Source organism: Pseudoalteromonas sp. SR41-4, assembly GCF_014163985.1.
Classification (GTDB): Bacteria; Pseudomonadota; Gammaproteobacteria; order Enterobacterales; family Alteromonadaceae; genus Pseudoalteromonas; species Pseudoalteromonas rhizosphaerae.
In genome coordinates, this window is record NZ_JACJEI010000005.1 from 97651 (window position 1) to 113595 (window position 15945).

The 15945-nt window shown below is 39.6% G+C and carries 10 protein-coding genes; 3 read left to right on the top strand and 7 right to left on the bottom strand.

What is annotated here, in order from left to right; translation table 11 throughout:
• The first annotated feature begins 1 nt into the window (after position 1).
• Both H5180_RS05725 and H5180_RS05730 read left to right on the top strand, forming a co-directional pair.
• Positions 2-1687 carry an McrB family protein gene (locus H5180_RS05725; protein WP_220493047.1) on the top strand — a complete coding sequence of 562 codons (1686 nt, stop codon included), beginning with the start codon at positions 2-4 and terminating at the stop codon, positions 1685-1687.
• Positions 1688-1711: 24 nt separating this feature from the next.
• Entirely contained in the window at positions 1712-4144 is a 2433-nt protein-coding gene (locus H5180_RS05730; protein ID WP_145240287.1) for a restriction endonuclease-like protein, read from the top strand.
• A 2-nt stretch (positions 4145-4146) separates the two neighbouring features.
• Here H5180_RS05730 and H5180_RS05735 read toward each other — a convergent pair whose 3' ends face one another.
• The 3 genes from H5180_RS05735 to H5180_RS05745 all read right to left on the bottom strand — a co-directional run bounded on the left by H5180_RS05735 (position 4147) and on the right by H5180_RS05745 (position 6088).
• Positions 4147-4485, bottom strand: coding sequence for a hypothetical protein (locus H5180_RS05735; protein WP_145240289.1), 339 nt, complete (start codon positions 4483-4485; stop codon positions 4147-4149).
• Positions 4486-4551: 66 nt separating this feature from the next.
• Positions 4552-5034: a PIN domain-containing protein gene (locus H5180_RS05740; protein WP_008127170.1), complete on the bottom strand. Its 483-nt coding sequence runs from the start codon at positions 5032-5034 to the stop codon at positions 4552-4554.
• Positions 5015-6088 (bottom strand): ImmA/IrrE family metallo-endopeptidase, encoded by a 1074-nt coding sequence (locus H5180_RS05745; protein ID WP_145240291.1) that lies wholly within the window; start codon positions 6086-6088, stop codon positions 5015-5017. The genes H5180_RS05740 and H5180_RS05745 overlap by 20 nt, the downstream gene beginning before the upstream one ends.
• Before the next feature lie 256 nt (positions 6089-6344).
• Here H5180_RS05745 and ylqF point away from each other — a divergent pair, with 256 nt between their 5' ends.
• The gene (ylqF, locus tag H5180_RS05750) at positions 6345-7298 is read left to right on the top strand and encodes a ribosome biogenesis GTPase YlqF (RefSeq protein ID WP_145240293.1); all 954 of its coding nucleotides are present in this window, start codon (positions 6345-6347) and stop codon (positions 7296-7298) included.
• Positions 7299-7717: 419 nt separating this feature from the next.
• Here ylqF and H5180_RS05755 read toward each other — a convergent pair whose 3' ends face one another.
• The 4 genes from H5180_RS05755 to H5180_RS05770 all read right to left on the bottom strand — a co-directional run bounded on the left by H5180_RS05755 (position 7718) and on the right by H5180_RS05770 (position 15944).
• Positions 7718-10666: a DUF3857 domain-containing transglutaminase family protein gene (locus H5180_RS05755; RefSeq protein WP_182757882.1), complete on the bottom strand. Its 2949-nt coding sequence runs from the start codon at positions 10664-10666 to the stop codon at positions 7718-7720.
• Between the two features lie 88 nt (positions 10667-10754).
• Positions 10755-12038 carry a PAS domain-containing sensor histidine kinase gene (locus H5180_RS05760; RefSeq protein ID WP_182757883.1) on the bottom strand — a complete coding sequence of 428 codons (1284 nt, stop codon included), beginning with the start codon at positions 12036-12038 and terminating at the stop codon, positions 10755-10757.
• Positions 12039-13424, bottom strand: a complete 1386-nt coding sequence (locus tag H5180_RS05765; RefSeq protein WP_145240299.1) for a sigma-54 dependent transcriptional regulator — start codon at positions 13422-13424, stop codon at positions 12039-12041.
• A gap of 66 nt (positions 13425-13490) precedes the next feature.
• Positions 13491-15944: an ABC transporter permease gene (locus tag H5180_RS05770; protein WP_182757884.1), complete on the bottom strand. Its 2454-nt coding sequence runs from the start codon at positions 15942-15944 to the stop codon at positions 13491-13493.
• Between the last annotated feature and the right edge of the window lies 1 nt (position 15945).

Sequence of the window (15945 nt, forward strand, 5' to 3'; positions counted from 1 at the left end):
TATGATTACAGAAGAAGAAATTAGATTAATTAAATCTTGGATAGACAATCTCGTTGGGAAGCGGTTGAGCTATATTTCAGGGCGAAACTTCTTTGTAATAGATAGTGCAGATTGGTCCGGCAATGGTAAAATTGTTGTAATACGCAATAATGATCAGAAGTTAACGATTTCATTTGATAATTTTGAAACTGTTCTCGAACAGTTAAACACAGGTAAGCCTGTACATGTTGATAGCGTATTAAGAGGGGGGGGGAATTATCGAACAGTAATAGAAACAATTTTTGCAAATTTTCCTACGGTCGGCTATATGGAAAACAAAAAGGGCCGAAATAAAAGTTCAAACAAAGTAATCCAACTAATGAGTGAGGAAGTGCATAATTTAGGTGATATTTTAGATGTTTCTGATGATTATTATAAACCTTATCTTTTAAGTTCATATAGTCCCGATGAGATATCATTTTTATCAAAACCTTTTCTGCTTTTAGCTGGTATATCAGGAACAGGTAAAACTCGCTTTGTCAGAGAGCAGGCGAAGCAAACAGGCTCCTTAGCTGAGACTTACTGCTTAACATCTGTGCGACCTGACTGGCATGAGCCTAGTGATTTACTGGGGTATGTGTCTCGTTTAAGTGGGAGTGCTGAGTTTGTAGTAACGGATGTACTTAAATTTATTGCTAAAGCATGGCGTGAAATACTTGATAAAGGTATTTCATTATCAGTAAATGAAAAGCTTTTATGCCTTCAAGGTGGCGTATCAGATATTGATGCGATAAAACCATATTGGCTTTGCTTAGACGAAATGAATTTAGCGCCTGTTGAACAGTACTTTGCGGATTACTTATCAGTTATTGAAACAAGGTGTTGGGCTTGGGATGAAGATGATTTTCAATACTCGTGTGACCCACTATTAAAAGCTACTACAATTCAATCAATCGATAATATTGAAAGGCTACGTGAGGAACTGGGGTTTGCGGATGCGAATTATGATGATGCGTGGCAACATATTTGTGAATATGGTTTAAGTATTCCGTTTAACTTGATAGTTGCTGGCACAGTAAATATGGATGAAACTACCCATGGCTTTTCTCGTAAAGTAATAGACCGAGCGCTAAGTTTTGACTTTGGCGACTTTTTCCCTAACGATTTCGATAACTTTTTCGCACCTACAACCACCAATAAGGCATTGAGTTACCCTATTTACTCTGATGCACGGACTAGTGCCGATAAACTCCCTAAAATCGATATAGATGGTTGTAAAAGCATCGCATTTATTAATGCAATAAATAACGTATTGGCACATACGCCATTTAAGCTTGCATACAGAGCGCTTAACGAGCTGCTATTAGCAGTTATAAGTAGCGAACCAGAAGAAGAAATTGACTTAAAAGCGGTATGGGATGACTTTTTAATGTGTAAGGTTTTACCTCGTATTGAAGGTGATACTGAGAAGCTTGCCGCAATTGGAGCTGTCGATATATCGATATTGAAACAATTGGAAGAAATTCTTAAAAGTGAATTTGGTAGCTTTTGGAATGAATTGCCTGGCTCAGATAAAGCAAGACCTGATTTGTACCGTGAAAATGTAGATGGCGATAAATTAATTCATATTGCTTGCCGGAGCAAAGAAAAAATAAACTGGATGGAAAGTAGGTTAGCAACATTTGGTTTTACAAGTTTTTGGCCTTAATTAAACTGGATGGAGTGCTAAGGAATGCAAGAGCTTTTATATCTGCAATCATCACAGTTTGAATTATCTATATGGACGAACGATATTTTTAAACGAAAACAGGTTTACCAAGCCACGTTTGGTAAACGCAATCTCGCTTGTTCAGATCTTGAAACACTCGCCAAAGAATCGACTTATGCAATTAAGCTTTCCCCTTCCTTAGATGTTGATACGTTAGTAGTAGATAAAAAAGAATATGAAGCGACTAATCACGCTAATAGCATAGGTATTGCCGAGCCTATTTTTTTTGAAAATACACAATATCAATTTGAATGGGAGTTTAGCTCTGAAGTTGAAAGTGCTTATTTATCCCATCGTAGCCAAAACATTAATGATAGCTTTCGCTTTAAAAGAGCTAGCTTAACTTCTTCAGCACGATTAACAGGTACATTAAATACGGGAAATGATGTTGGTTGGATGCGTTTGCCGCTTGAGTTTATTGCAGGTGGAAAGGTATTTAAAAGTAATATTTCCTTTGAAGTGCTGCCAACAAAAATGGATATGCATAGCGATTTACCTGCTATGTATAAAATGATTGATAAAGAATTTCCACTATGGCGCTTTAGCTTACTTGAAAAAACAGAACAGAATGCTTCTAAGGGCCAGCAAAGAGGTCACTTTCCTCTGCTGTGGCTTGCTAACTTTAATAATTTACGCAAACGGTTTGAAGATGGCCTTAAGGTTATTACTCAAGCTCCGCACAGTCGCTTACAGTCATATGTTTCATATTCAAAAGCGGATAGGTTGAAAGGGCGTTTACCTCAACGTTTAAGTGAAAAGGTTAAAGAAGATATAAAAAGTAAGCAGTTCGCTAAGCGGTATAAAGTTGAAAAAAGGCAGCTTAGTGTAAATACACCTGAAAACCGTTTTATAAAAATGGTGGTTACAAATAGTAAAAAGTGTATTGCCAAATTTGAAAATAAACTAAGAGAAGCAAATAAAGCACCGGATAAGCAACGCCTTTCAGATAGCTTTTTAAATGAATTACAAGAGTGGCAAAAACCTTTACAAAAAACACTAAATCAGAGCTTTTTTAAAGAGGTGAGCACGTATACGGGGCTTAATAGCGAATCTTTAGTTTTGCAGCAAAAAACGGGCTATAGCGCTGTGTATCGCGTGTGGCAAGAATTAAAATACTATTTGGATGTGTTTGAAGAACAATCAAGCGTATCAATGAAGTCTGTCGCTGAAATATACGAAGTGTGGTGCTTTTTAGAGATTCGAAATATTTTAATAAATGAACTGCGCTTTGAAGATAAAACAAAAAAGCTAACTAATTTACAGTTAAACGATTTTTTAGAGTATCAATTAAAAGACGGTTTTGCAGGTGCGTTTGAATTTGAGCGTGAGGATGGTCTAAAAGCAAGATTAGCACACGAGCCAAGGTTTACTAAAAAGGGTAAGCCTATTAAGTCATATTTAGTTAGTCAAGAGCCAGATATTGTACTTGAAGTAACGTTATCCAAGCCCAACTCTAAGCGATTCATTTGGATATTTGATGCCAAGTACCGTATTAAAACGAAGCAAGGCCGCTATGATGAAGACAATATTGATAAAACAGACTTTGTGCCTGATGATGCTATAAATCAAATGCACCGCTACAGGGATGCGTTGATTCATATAAATAGAGAAAGCCGATCAGAAAGCATAAGCAAGAGCAGACCCATATTTGGTGCATTTGCTTTATATCCAGGCTACTTTAAACAAGAGGCTAACCCACAAAGCAACCCTTATGACGAAGCTATTCATGAGGTAGGTATAGGTGCATTTGCATTGTTGCCAAGTGCTGGTGGGAAAAGTGGTAGTTATTGGCTTGCTGAATTTTTACGTAAACAGTTGGGTGATGGGAATAATAGCTATGTTAAGAACTCTCAGGAGATAGAAGAGAGTTTATATGTTCAAGAAGCAGCCCGAATTCCATATGCAGGTATGAAGCAGATGCTATATTCTGATTTGGTTTTTACAGCCGCTTTAGGTGGGCTAGCAGGGCGAGATAAAAGTTATTTTGAGCGCTTCGAAAATGGCTCAGCATCTTGGTATCACACCCCATTAGCTACTTTTAATTCAGCAACAAAAAAATCAAAACTCAATGTGTTAAAGGAAATAAGGTATTTAGCTATTGCCTCTACGAGTGCTATTAACTCTCGAACTAAATCTATAAAAAAAGTATGGCCTGTAATTGATTGCCAAATAGTAGCGCGAAGCAGTTTAACAATTGAGCAAGCGGGTAAATTGAAGAGTAGTGCCGAAGAATGTGTTTTGTTTAAGCTTGGTAAACCCCTCACTCTTAATTCACCAGTTGAATCTGTACCGCATCGGCCAATAGATAAGACTATGAAGCTCACTACGTTATCTAACCTTGAAAAGATATCTGTATTTCAAGAGGTTGAGAAAGTTTATTCTCAAACGTTAAACTGATTTTAGTGGCTTTGGTTTTTACTTAGCAGGCTGTCTAAAAAGAGCTTTAAACCAGCATAATTTTCACACTCAAAAGTGATTGCCCCATCACTAGCATAGATCTCTGGCTCTTCATTAGATCCTTCATTGATTGCTTCAACTATTACATATCTAGGCGTCTCTTCTTCTCTTTGCTCTATGTCAGCATAATCTACCCATAGTACATAATACTGTTCGCCTACTTTTAAGTAGAAGCTAGGGCATTGATCATTGTGCCAGCTTTTATCTATTAGATAAGGGTGATCTTTTAAGTCAAAGCCGAGGTCAAAATTTTGACCAAATTCTTGTTTATAAAGTGACATATTGTTTCCTTCTTAAAAAAGTAATTTAGCCAGTGCGTGTAGCACTGGCTCTATGCCGTACTTGCGTTATAAGGCGTTTAAATGCTCTATAGCCACCTTCCAAGGAAGTCTTCGGCCTGATAGCTTCATTTTCTCGTAGGCCTTTAATGCAGTTTCTTTCGTTACTATTTGCTGCCTAACAAGCTGCGTTATTAATGAAATAGTGCCTTGAACAACAATGCCTTCTTTTTCAGCGGCTTTTCTTAAAGCCATATCGCCAGTTACAAGAGGGCAGTTTTTTTGCTTAGCTAAACACAAAGCAAATATATCGTTACGGCTGGCATTTAAATACAGCGGAATTAACTCCATTGCATGCATCATTGAATCAGGTGATAGCTCTTCTAAAGTTAAGCCCATAGCAGGTAAATGTGCGTGTTCTTCCTCAAGCTCTTCAACAAATAAAATGTCAGGTATGGCGAATTGGTAAGGCAGCTGAAAAAGTTGGGTTAGTAGCTCACCTTCTTCCATATCTATTAATATATTGGCATCACTAATTAGTAGCTGCTGCATTAAGCACCTCTAACTTTCGTTCTTTGTGAAAGCTTGAAAGTGATACTCCTAATAGCTCTGCTGCTTTAGATATACCAATGTATTCTTCACTTAGGGCACGATATACTAGCTGCTTGTATAGGTAAGTAGCTTCATGAGGATAAGGTTCGCCAGGTTCCTGAGTGCGCCACCCTTGCTTGCCAAACCAAATGAACATGTTTTTTTGAGTTTGGTGTGAAATTACACCAGACTGTGAAGCACGATACAAAGAGGCAAGCATGCTTATGCCGTACTCATGCTTGAGCATGTATAGCTCTTGTGCTTCTAATTGAGTTCGGCTTTTACCTAAGTGTTGTATTAAGCTAGTGCTTGGTAATAAAAAAGCACCTGCGAAGTGATTACATGCCTTTTCTTCATCTAGCTCTTCAGACAGTCGGTTGTGCAATACTAAGTGACCCAATTCATGAGCGAGTGTAAACCGTTGACGATCACCACTTTGTGCCGTAGAGATAACAACAACAGGTAGTCCATTAATGTTACCCGCGAGACCATCAAATTTTTTGCTGGTTTCTACATCAGTGCAAATTATCATTACACCTTTCGATTCCAGCGTATCAATCATGTCATGAATAGGATTTAAGCCTAAACCCCATTCGTTGCGCATAGTGGTTGCTACATCTTCTAGCTGCTCATATGAATCAATCACATCAGGTAATGTACTTGGTAGTGAAAATGGCGTAATAGGTTTAATCGAGTCTGGATAAAAGTTTAAAAGCTCTTGCCAGCGCTCAGCCTGATCTAAAACATCACCATTTATACGATCTAAAATTTTCTGTGGTGTGCTTGCACGCTTACGATATTCCACACCTTCTAACTTTACTTTTATAGGACGGAAAAAGTATTCAGTGCGCACTTCAAGTGCGCTTGCAAGCTTTAATAAATTAGAAGAAGATGGCATAGCAGTACCATGCTCATATTTTTTTATAGCATTAGCAGATATACCAACTGCGGTAGCTAGCGCTTGCATTGATAGGCCTGAGGCTTTTCGGGCACGAGTGAATCGTTCAGCAAACATGTATATATATACCTCGTGGTTTATAAAATTTATATGTTTGTCGCAAATATAAACCATTGGTGTATTTTTGTCCATAAACATAAATTGTACTTATGTAGCTGAGATATACTACTGGTTTTATTTATACGAGAAGTTTAAAGGGATTATGTAGTAAACTACGCACTATTAGTTGAGGTGATAAATCGAAATTATTCACCCAGTACCCCACACAGTACCCCATGGTGTTATGGGTTGAATTAAAAGGTTTAAAAATCAAATGAGTAGAGCAGGAATACAGTGGTTCCCTGGGCATATGAATAAAGCCCGTAATGAAATTAAAGAAATAATGCCACAAATGGATGTGATCATTGAAGTGCTTGATGCGCGCATTCCTTACAGTAGTGAAAACCCGATGGTGGCGACGTTGCGTGAAGGTAAGCCGGTCATCAAAATTTTGAATAAAGCTGATTTAGCCGATCCTAAAATGACGCAAACGTGGAAGGATTACTTTGAGCAAGAAAATGGCGTAAAAGCGATTGCGTTTGGTAATGATAAAGCGGCTGAAGTTCATCGTATTAATGAACTGTGTAAAAAATTAGTACCACACAAAGTCGGTGCTGATAAGCAAATTAAAGCCATGATCATGGGTATTCCTAACGTGGGTAAATCTACGTTAATTAATGTGTTAGCGGGTCGTATTGTTGCGAAAACAGGCAACGAACCGGCGGTTACTAAAGCGCAGCAACGTATTAAGCTAGAAGACGGCATCATGCTTTACGACACACCGGGTATGTTGTGGCCAAAAGTTGAAAATGAAAACTCAGGCTACCGTTTAGGTGCTACAGGTGCGATACGTGATACCGCACTTGAATATGAAGAAGTCGCTAGTTACACCGCTGAATATCTATTGCGGGCGTATCCTGAACTTTTAAAAGCGCGTTATAAAATTGATGAATTACCTGAAAATGATTGGGAATTTGTTGAAATGGCGGGTAAAAAGCGTGGTTGTATTCGTGGTGGTAACCAAATTGATACTTATAAAATGTCAGAAATTCTAATTAATGAATTACGCGATGGCATAATTGGTCGTATCACTATGGAAACTCCAGCTATGCGTGAAGAAGAAGAAGTGATGGTTGCAGGGCTTCGTGCTGCAGCTGAGGCTAAAAAAGCCGCTAAAGAAGAAGAGAAAAAACAACGTCGAGCACGAGCACGTAAAAACCGCCGGTAATTGTTTTTCCACTGGTTAGCTCACTAAATTACAGACATAAAAAAAGCCCGTAAGGGCTTTTTTAGTTTCATATCTACCGTCACCGATATGAGCAATGTAGCAAGTAAAATAGTAGGGCGGTTACCTGTCACCAACATCAAGGGGCGTTGCGGTTAGTAACAGGTAACCTTAGCTGTTTACGTGCGCCACACGTGTTTCAGGGTCGAGAAACAAATCAGTTTATTCCGTACAAGTCGTTGTGCTTTGCGTCTTGTTGATATTGATTATCAGTTAGATCTTATGATCTGTCAACACCCATTTGCAAATAATTCTCATTTATTTTATTTGCTGATAAAAACAACAAATAAAGCACTTTGTTGGCATTAATATTACACAGCCCGACTTCTTGCTGATATTAGATTATTTTGCATTGCTAATGCTTATGGCGTCTTATTACTTGCAATGCGGTTATTTATTTGTTCTACCAATTCTTTATCTTTGCTTCCTTCGCTATTAACTATAAGTAAAAAGTGCTCGCCTTGTTTGTCGATAACTTTAATCACTGTATTATCAAGTTGTGTTCTGCCATAAGTGACTTCGACGCTAGTAACATCCTTAAAGTGTTTTAAGTTTGATTCAAGTTGGCCTTGTTCATTTTGCCAATAGCTAAAAATGTAGTTGTCGCTTATACCATTGCCGTCGTTACGAAAATCTACCCACGCATCGCTGTAAAAATATAAAACATCTTCATCAATAGGTACTAATTGATGGCGTTTTAAGAATTGCATTTGAAATGACCACAATTTATCGCCTTTTACGATAGCGGTACTCGGTAATAAATAGACTTCTTCCAGTAAGCTTAAAAATAAAATAGGTACCCAGATTATGGCGATAACTATATTTCTTACTCGCCATTTAGAATTGTATGCAAGTGCGTCAGATGATTGGTTTAGGTGTTGAATGTAATTAACTAATGGCAGCCATAAAAATGGCAGGATACAAATAGCTATAGTAGTTGCTTCGTCAATACGGGTCATGAGACTTGCCAAAATAACCAGTAACCACGCAATAATTGCCAAGACGTTTGGCATGATTTTATTTTTATTGTGCTGCGTTTGGCTGTGTGCAACTAGCTCTAAATATAAAGAGTAATAAAAAAATATCGCGAAAATCCCGCGAGCAATCGGCATGATATGACTATTTTGCTGTATTTTAATTGCTTTCCAGTTGCGATAACTCCAGTAGTTAATAAAAAGTCCTAAAGTAAAAATACTATAAAGAATAAACTTTGCATTAGTAACTGGGTAAAACTGCGCATCACTAAATGTTGGGCGCTTTGCTGACTCGATACGCCATGCCACAATAAAAAATATCAGTGCGAGCAGGTAAGCAAGTAATACTACAATGATCCAATTATCGTTTAAATCAAAACTGCTAGTGGTATCTGCAGTTACATATTTAACAATGCCAAACTGCGCATTGTCGATTAGCTTGTCTCGTTCGCTCAGGTACAGTTTAATCTGATCAGCTGGAATATGATCTTGTTTGGCGCTAAATGAAAAATCGAGTGTTAATATATTGTCCGTAAAGTGGATATTCTTTTTGAAATTAAAGAACGCATTATCAATTTCACTTTGCTTATTATCAAAGTGCCAATTTGGTTCTTCAAATTTTATTTTAATAGTTGTTTCAATATTATTTGGGTACTTAAAATACAGCGGCGTTGTGCGATTAATTTGATCGGGTTCGTAAACGCTATTTTGTATCTCTGAGGCATAAAAGTCAGCTCTGAGTCCTTCGTCGTCAGGTTGCCAAAAATCATTAATAAGGTAAAACTCGTCACTTAACAGCTCGCCGTTATTTGTATTCTCAGTTACCGTCATCGGCTTATCAATGGCTATGCCTTGAAAATAGCCTTGGTAATATTCTAGGTAATCTTTCGCTATTTTATCGAGTCCATTGCGGGCTAATGAACTGCGTCTATTTACAGCATCAAACTGGCTATATATGTAACTAGTTTGAAATGTTGTTGGCTGTTCAGGTTTAAGAGCTATGGTGTAGTTATCATGTGTTTTAATTGTAATACCATCTACAGGGGGACTCATTTTTGTAAGCTGTTGCTCAAAAGGTTTAACAATCAAGGCATAACCATAATTTGGTTGTGCTAAATGCGCTAAAGTTCCGGTTTGATAGTTTATTGTTGGATCTAGCCAATAACGTTGACCTGCATGCTCAAGCGTGACAATGACATGATCAAATATTTGTGCTGAGGCTGGTAGTTCAATTAACCGTTTACCTTCGTCAGTGTTCACTAATGCAGGATAGGCTTTGATCCCCATTGCTTTAAGTAATGAAATTAGCAGTACGGTTTTGTCTTTACAATCACCATAACGAAGTGCCAGAGTTTCAGATGCCGACGTTGGTTGGTGGGAGTTAGTACCCATCTCCAAGCCTAAATAACGAACCTCGTCTTGACTGAATTTTAATGCAGCGGCGATACGATCGGAGGCTTGTGGATTACGCATGGCTATTTCATCGGCAATGAGTGTTACAGGATCTGTTACTTCTATTGCGGATTGATATAAAGGGGCTGCCCAGTTAGCAACTTCCTGCCATGATTTTAATTCAGAGAAAAAAACCTGTTTATACGGGTTATACCAATATGGTGTTTGGCTTGAAGATGTGATTGTTGCTTGATTGTGTAAGCTGATTTGATAGTCATGACCAACAGCGAGCGGGGTGTCTTTTATGTCAACCTCGCCGTTAATTGTATTGATATAAAGTGGTGTGGGTTTTTGCCATAACACACGCATAAATTGTTGCGCCACCGGTACCGACCAGTTTAATGTGCGAGACGCGCTAAAATGTTGGTAAATAGGGTTGCGGCCAGTAATCGTAAAGCTGTAATCGAGCTGGTCGTTAATGCGCATATCATCAACAATAATATTTAAACTTAGGCTGCCGTTGTAAATTCCATTGGCTAATTCGGTTTCTCGTTGTAAGACCTTAAATTGTGCGCTAGCGAGTTTATTTATGTATTGCCCATCTCGGATAAGGCCAAGACTATTGAGCGTGAGGGTTTGATAACTGGGATCAAAGTCTAAATTAAGTTGGCTAATGTAATCGATGCCAGTTTGGTTCACCGCCTGCATCACAGTACGCGTGAAGCGCTGCTGAGGATGTTGAGCAGATACTTTTATTTGGGTATCAAGTAATCGGTAATAAGTACCATCGACGATTTGGTTGACTGGGATTTCCGTTTTAATCAGTGGCTGTTGTTTCACCCAATCATCTGCAGCTTGGATTTGGTATTCTTGGCTGGTGCTATAAAAACTTATAACTAAAAAACACACACTGAGTGTGAGGCTCGTTAATTGAGTCCATTTCATTATTGTTCTTCTTTTTGGCTGGTTTTAAGTGTCCCTATTGTTGTTAGATTACCAAGCTATGGCTTATAAGCCAATAAAATACAGGGCATTATCTTGGTAAGGTAACTAATACACGAGTACCTTGACCTTCAGGATTGGCTAAAAATTGTAACTGACCACCTTGATTACGAATGAGTTCGCGGCTGATCACTAAACCGATCCCTGCGCCTTGCGCTTTTGTTGAATAAAAAGGCACAAATAGGTTTTCAGGATTTGTAATACCAGTGCCGCTATCGAGCAGCTTAATAACAACTTTATCTTTATGTTGTTGCCAGCTAAGAGTAGGTGCGCTTCTACCTCCGGCTTCAAAGGCATTTTTAATTAGGTTGATCAGTGCTTGTTCTAACTGGCCTAAATCTACATTGAAGTGCTGAGGTTCAGTTGCTTGAATAACTAACTGTGGAAATAAGGCATGTAATCTCAGATTGATTTGTTCTGTGGTTACGGCTTGCTTATTAGCGGCAGGCAGCTGTGAAAAGGCACTGTAACTGGCTACAAAGTCGAGCAAATGCTGGGCGCGTTTTTCAATCACTTGTAGCATGTCGCTGGCTAAATCAGGTGCATTACTGATCTGTCCTTGCTGCTTCATGATCTGAAGAGACTGACTCATTGAGTAAATCGGTGTGAGGGAGTTTCTAACTTCATGATTAAGTACGCGTATTAATCGCTGCCATACTTGTTGCTCGTTGCTACGTAGTTGTTGCTCAATCGAAAATAATGTCAGTAATTCGTAGCTTCGCCCTGCACGCCAAAATGTTTGTGATGAGATATGAAAACGCTGCTCAAAACATGAATCATCATGTTGTTGCCACATGCCTTGGTTATATATGAGGCCGAGATTATTTGCTGTTAAACCTGCAACGTCAGGAGTGGTTAAACTATTTAAGAATGCTTGATTAGTGAAATAGACTAATCCGTGCGGGTCTAAAATAACAATGGGTAAATCAAGCATGCCAACAAACTCAAATACAAACTCTTCGGTTTGTATGTAATGACGTTTATTTTTAGCAATTTTGTTACTGAGTTTATTAAAGTCGGCTTTTAAGCTTGTAATGCGCCCACCTTGGTATTTGGCTAAGTGCCAGCTATTGCTTTCGTTATTCGCAAGGGCATCAAGTTGTAAGCCAAACCGATCGAGTACATCAGTAACTAGCCGATAACTTTTTAGCGCCGCAAGTACCGTTAGAGTGACCAACGGCAATAATATACTGATACTGGCAAACCAATCTAAATCCCAGCTGATCGTAAGCAAAATACATAACGTCAGCAGGATAAAAACCATCAAATAAAGGTAGCGTTTAAGGTGCTGTTCAAGTGACTGGTTGGTTGGCATTTAACTGTCTGCTTCTTTTAAATCAAGCTGATGCTTATCGATGCGCCTGTAAATAGCTGATTTACTTAATCCTAAAAATTCCCCAGCAGCAATAACATTGCCATTAAATTCAGCCAGTGCTTTTTGGATCATTTGTTTTTCTAGCTCCTCCAGCGGTAATAGCGGTAATGATTGATTGGCTGCTGCGCTATGGCTGATGCTTGCTTCACTACTGGGTTGTGCAAGAATTAAATCACAGGCGCCAATATTGTCGTTGTCGCTCATAATCACGGCTCGCTCAACACAATGGCTAAGCTCTCTTACATTACCAGGCCAATGGTACTGGGTAAGCGCCAGCGTCGCTTCGCCAGTCAGTGTCATGCCGCTGCGCTGATATTTTTTACTGTGTGTTGCCAACAAGTGATTAGCCAGCTCAACGATATCTTCTGGGCGTTCGCGCAGGGGCGGAATGTGTAGTTCAATGGTGTTGAGTCGAAACAGCAAATCGCGGCGAAATTCGCCTTCTTCAATGGCTTTGGCAAGCTCTGCATTGGTTGCAGCAATAATACGAACGTCGGCAATTTTGGTTTGACTGGAACCGAGCACTTCAAATTCTTGGCTTTCGAGTACGCGCAGCATTTTACTTTGCAACTCCAGCGGCAAAGTGGCTATTTCATCTAAAAATAAGGTACCGCTATTGGCTATTTCAAAGCGGCCTAAGCGGTCTTCTTTGGCATCAGTAAAAGCGCCTTTTTTATGACCAAATAATTCACTTTCAAATAATGAAGGGGCAATAGCACCAATGTTTACGCTAACGAAGCGTTGCTCACTGCGGTTTGAATGTTGATGTATGTAATGTGCTAAGAGGCTCTTGCCAGTGCCATTTTCGCCAGTAATTAAAATGCTGGCATTGGTTTGGGCTGCGCGTTTAGCTCGGGCTAATAACTGTTGCATAGTGGCTGACAGGGCAATGTAATTAGCATCGCTGGTGCTATGCAATGCTTTTAAACAAGCATTGTCGTGGTTGGTTTTTTGTTGTTTCAGCTGCTGTTGTACCACCGCAGTTAAGCGCAGGTTGTTCCATGGCTTTTCAACAAAATCGACCGCACCCAACTGCATGGCTTTTACAGCAACATCAACGCTTGCCCATGCGGTCATGACTACCACCGGGATATTAGCGCTCAGGGTCTGCAGTTGCTGTAAAAATCGCAGTCCTTCAGCGCCGGATGTGGTGTCGAGTTTAAAGTTCATATCTAGCAAAATAAGGCTTATAGCTGTGCTGCTGATTATTTCCAGCGCCTGCTCTGGGCCTTGTGCTTCAATGCATTGATAGCCAATTTGATTTAATGCCACGATGGCCGCCATGCGTACATCGGCTTGGTCGTCGATAACTAAAATTGTGTCCATTTTGTTCTTCTTGTTTCAAGCAAAAGCAAATTGCTTTACTTTTGCTTGGTTATCACATCATATTGCTTAGTCGTTACGAAGCGCAGCCATGGGTTTTGCTTTAATTAACAGTAATAATGGCCTAAAACACGCGAACATGGCAATAATTAAGGTAATTGTCCATGCCATTAATTGCAGCCGGACATCCATGATTAGCCATGACATTAGCTGTTCTTGAAGTATAAAATAACCAGCTAACACGGTTATTATTGCAAGGGCAAAGCCAACCAGCACAGGGATCACCGCCTCTTTGCTCATTAATTTAAATAAGCGTATCTTTTTAGCGCCGAGCGCCATGCGAATACCAAACTCATAACGGCGCAGACCTAGGTTATAGCTCAGCACGCCAAAGATACCTATTGCTGCTAATAATAGAGTAAATAATGCCAAGGTACTACACAGTACTACTGTTAGGTGGCTCATATACAATAAATCATCGTACTCTTGTTGTAAGTCTCTAAATTGCCATAAAGTTAAGTGACTATTGGCTTTTCTTAATAAACTTAAAACTTGCTTGCTGGTCAGCTCAACACCTTGCTCTGTTTCAATAACAAACATATAGCTCCAAGGCTGTGCGGGCCACCACATGTGCCGACCAAATGATTCGTCGTAGTATTTAGGATGGTTAAAGTCCTCCGTTATGCCGACAATTTCAAACATTTTATCTTCAAGGCCTTTGTAGCTTTTACCGATAACATTTGTGTACTCCTGGTCGGGTAATAGCCATTTAGCGACACTGATAGATACCAATAACTCGTTAGTTTCACCGCGCATTGCTTGCTCACTAAAAGTACGCCCAGCGAGTATTTTTGTGCCCACTAAATCAAAGTAATCAGGCCCGACCCACTGGCTTGGAAAGAAGATTGAGCTTTTACCTGCAACATCGGTTAGGGTATTGGCATTTTGCCTTGCTGACACTGGGCTTTGCCCAAGAGCAACATCTTTAATGCCTTCGCTATTTTGTAATACTTTTTGATACTGCTTAATTTGCTCGTAGCGCTCAGCCAGTGTTGCATTGTTATTGGTTTGAAATAACTGTGCAAAGTACAGGTTTTCAGTGTCGCTACCCAGTGGGCGATTAATGGTGTCGAGTGCTTTGCTAACAATCATAATTGAAAAGCTAACTAATAAGGCTGCCACAAACATTTGTGTGCCAATTAGTATACGCACAGTACGACCAGATACTTGCGACACGCCGCCTTTGCCACTGTTTTGCATTTTGCTATTTAAGGTTTTGTAGTTAACTAAACGTGCAGTGATCACTGAGAATATGTACGCTAAAGCAATACACATAACTACCGCTATCAGCACCAAATTAAGGTCAACAGCCAAGCTGTTCACCAGTGGCAAGCGTCCTTCTGCAAGTACTTTGAATAACCGAATACCCCAAATAGATAAAAACAGTGCAATGCTGACCGATATACTCATTAAAATGAGTGATTGCAGTAAAATGCTGCTAAATAAAGTTTTACGTTTTGCGCCCAGTACAGCTTGCAGCGCTAAGGTTTTATGCTGTGCTAACGCGCGTGAAAAAAACAAGGTGCTGACGTTTAGTACAGCGATGACCAATAGCCCCACCGCGCCTGCAAGCATCATTAAACTAAGTTGATCGTTATTGCCAAGCTCAACTTCACGATACGGTGTTACAACGGGCTTTACATCAGTAATGCCGCCATTATTGAGCCACTCAGATTTAATGTTATCAATTTGGGCTTTTAAGTCGGTTTTTACTTGCTCGTTAGTGACGCCAGGCTTTAATACTGCAATCAGTTTTAAGTTTCTAAACGTGTTGGTCCACGGGCTTTGCCAGTCATCATTATGGAAAAATCGACGGTCAGAACTGGTTGGATACCACACATCAACAGAGCCCGCTTTAATCATGTAAGGTGGGCTGAAATTAGCCGCTACAACCCCCGTTATTATATGCCCATCACCTTCAATCTCACTGGCTGTTTTTAAGGGCTTACCAATTACATCAGGGTCACTATTAAAATGTTCTTTCCAGAACTTCTCTGAAATGACCGCGCTATTATCAGCTTCTTCTAAAGTTCCGCCCTTTTTAAAGCCATGTCCGAGTAAAAAAGGAGTATGTAGGAGCTCAAAATATTCACCACCGACATACAGCACATCCTTTTTTGGTTGGCCGTCTAAGTATAAAAAAACATTTTCAGCGGCATTCATCATAAAAGCTTGCTCAAAGCTTTGATTGTTTTTAAGCCAGTGCACCATCGATTGATAACTTTGAAAGCCAACCGCATCGTAGTCGTCATAGGTTAGGCTTTGCTCAACCACCACCATGCGGGTTTCGTCAAATACATCAAGGGGTTTTAAAAAGTAACTATTTACTAGGCTTAGCACTACAAATAAGGTCGCGAGAGTGAGCGCCAATGTGGCTACAACGGCGGTAACAAACCCCGGTGCGTTCATCAGTGATGCCCACGCCAAGCGCAGTTGACTACGTGTTTTAGTTAAACGGCTCATG

Excerpts from the sequence above, each read along its gene's own strand:
- H5180_RS05725 (WP_220493047.1), top strand. The coding sequence starts at position 2 with ATGATTACAGAAGAAGAAATTAGATTAATTAAATCTTGGATAGACAAT.
- H5180_RS05730 (WP_145240287.1), top strand. The coding sequence starts at position 1,712 with ATGCAAGAGCTTTTATATCTGCAATCATCACAGTTTGAATTATCTATA.
- H5180_RS05735 (WP_145240289.1), bottom strand. The coding sequence starts at position 4,485 with ATGTCACTTTATAAACAAGAATTTGGTCAAAATTTTGACCTCGGCTTT.
- H5180_RS05740 (WP_008127170.1), bottom strand. The coding sequence starts at position 5,034 with ATGCAGCAGCTACTAATTAGTGATGCCAATATATTAATAGATATGGAA.
- H5180_RS05745 (WP_145240291.1), bottom strand. The coding sequence starts at position 6,088 with ATGTTTGCTGAACGATTCACTCGTGCCCGAAAAGCCTCAGGCCTATCA.
- ylqF (WP_145240293.1), top strand. The coding sequence starts at position 6,345 with ATGAGTAGAGCAGGAATACAGTGGTTCCCTGGGCATATGAATAAAGCC.
- H5180_RS05755 (WP_182757882.1), bottom strand. The coding sequence starts at position 10,666 with ATGAAATGGACTCAATTAACGAGCCTCACACTCAGTGTGTGTTTTTTA.
- H5180_RS05760 (WP_182757883.1), bottom strand. The coding sequence starts at position 12,038 with ATGCCAACCAACCAGTCACTTGAACAGCACCTTAAACGCTACCTTTAT.
- H5180_RS05765 (WP_145240299.1), bottom strand. The coding sequence starts at position 13,424 with ATGGACACAATTTTAGTTATCGACGACCAAGCCGATGTACGCATGGCG.
- H5180_RS05770 (WP_182757884.1), bottom strand. The coding sequence starts at position 15,944 with ATGAGCCGTTTAACTAAAACACGTAGTCAACTGCGCTTGGCGTGGGCA.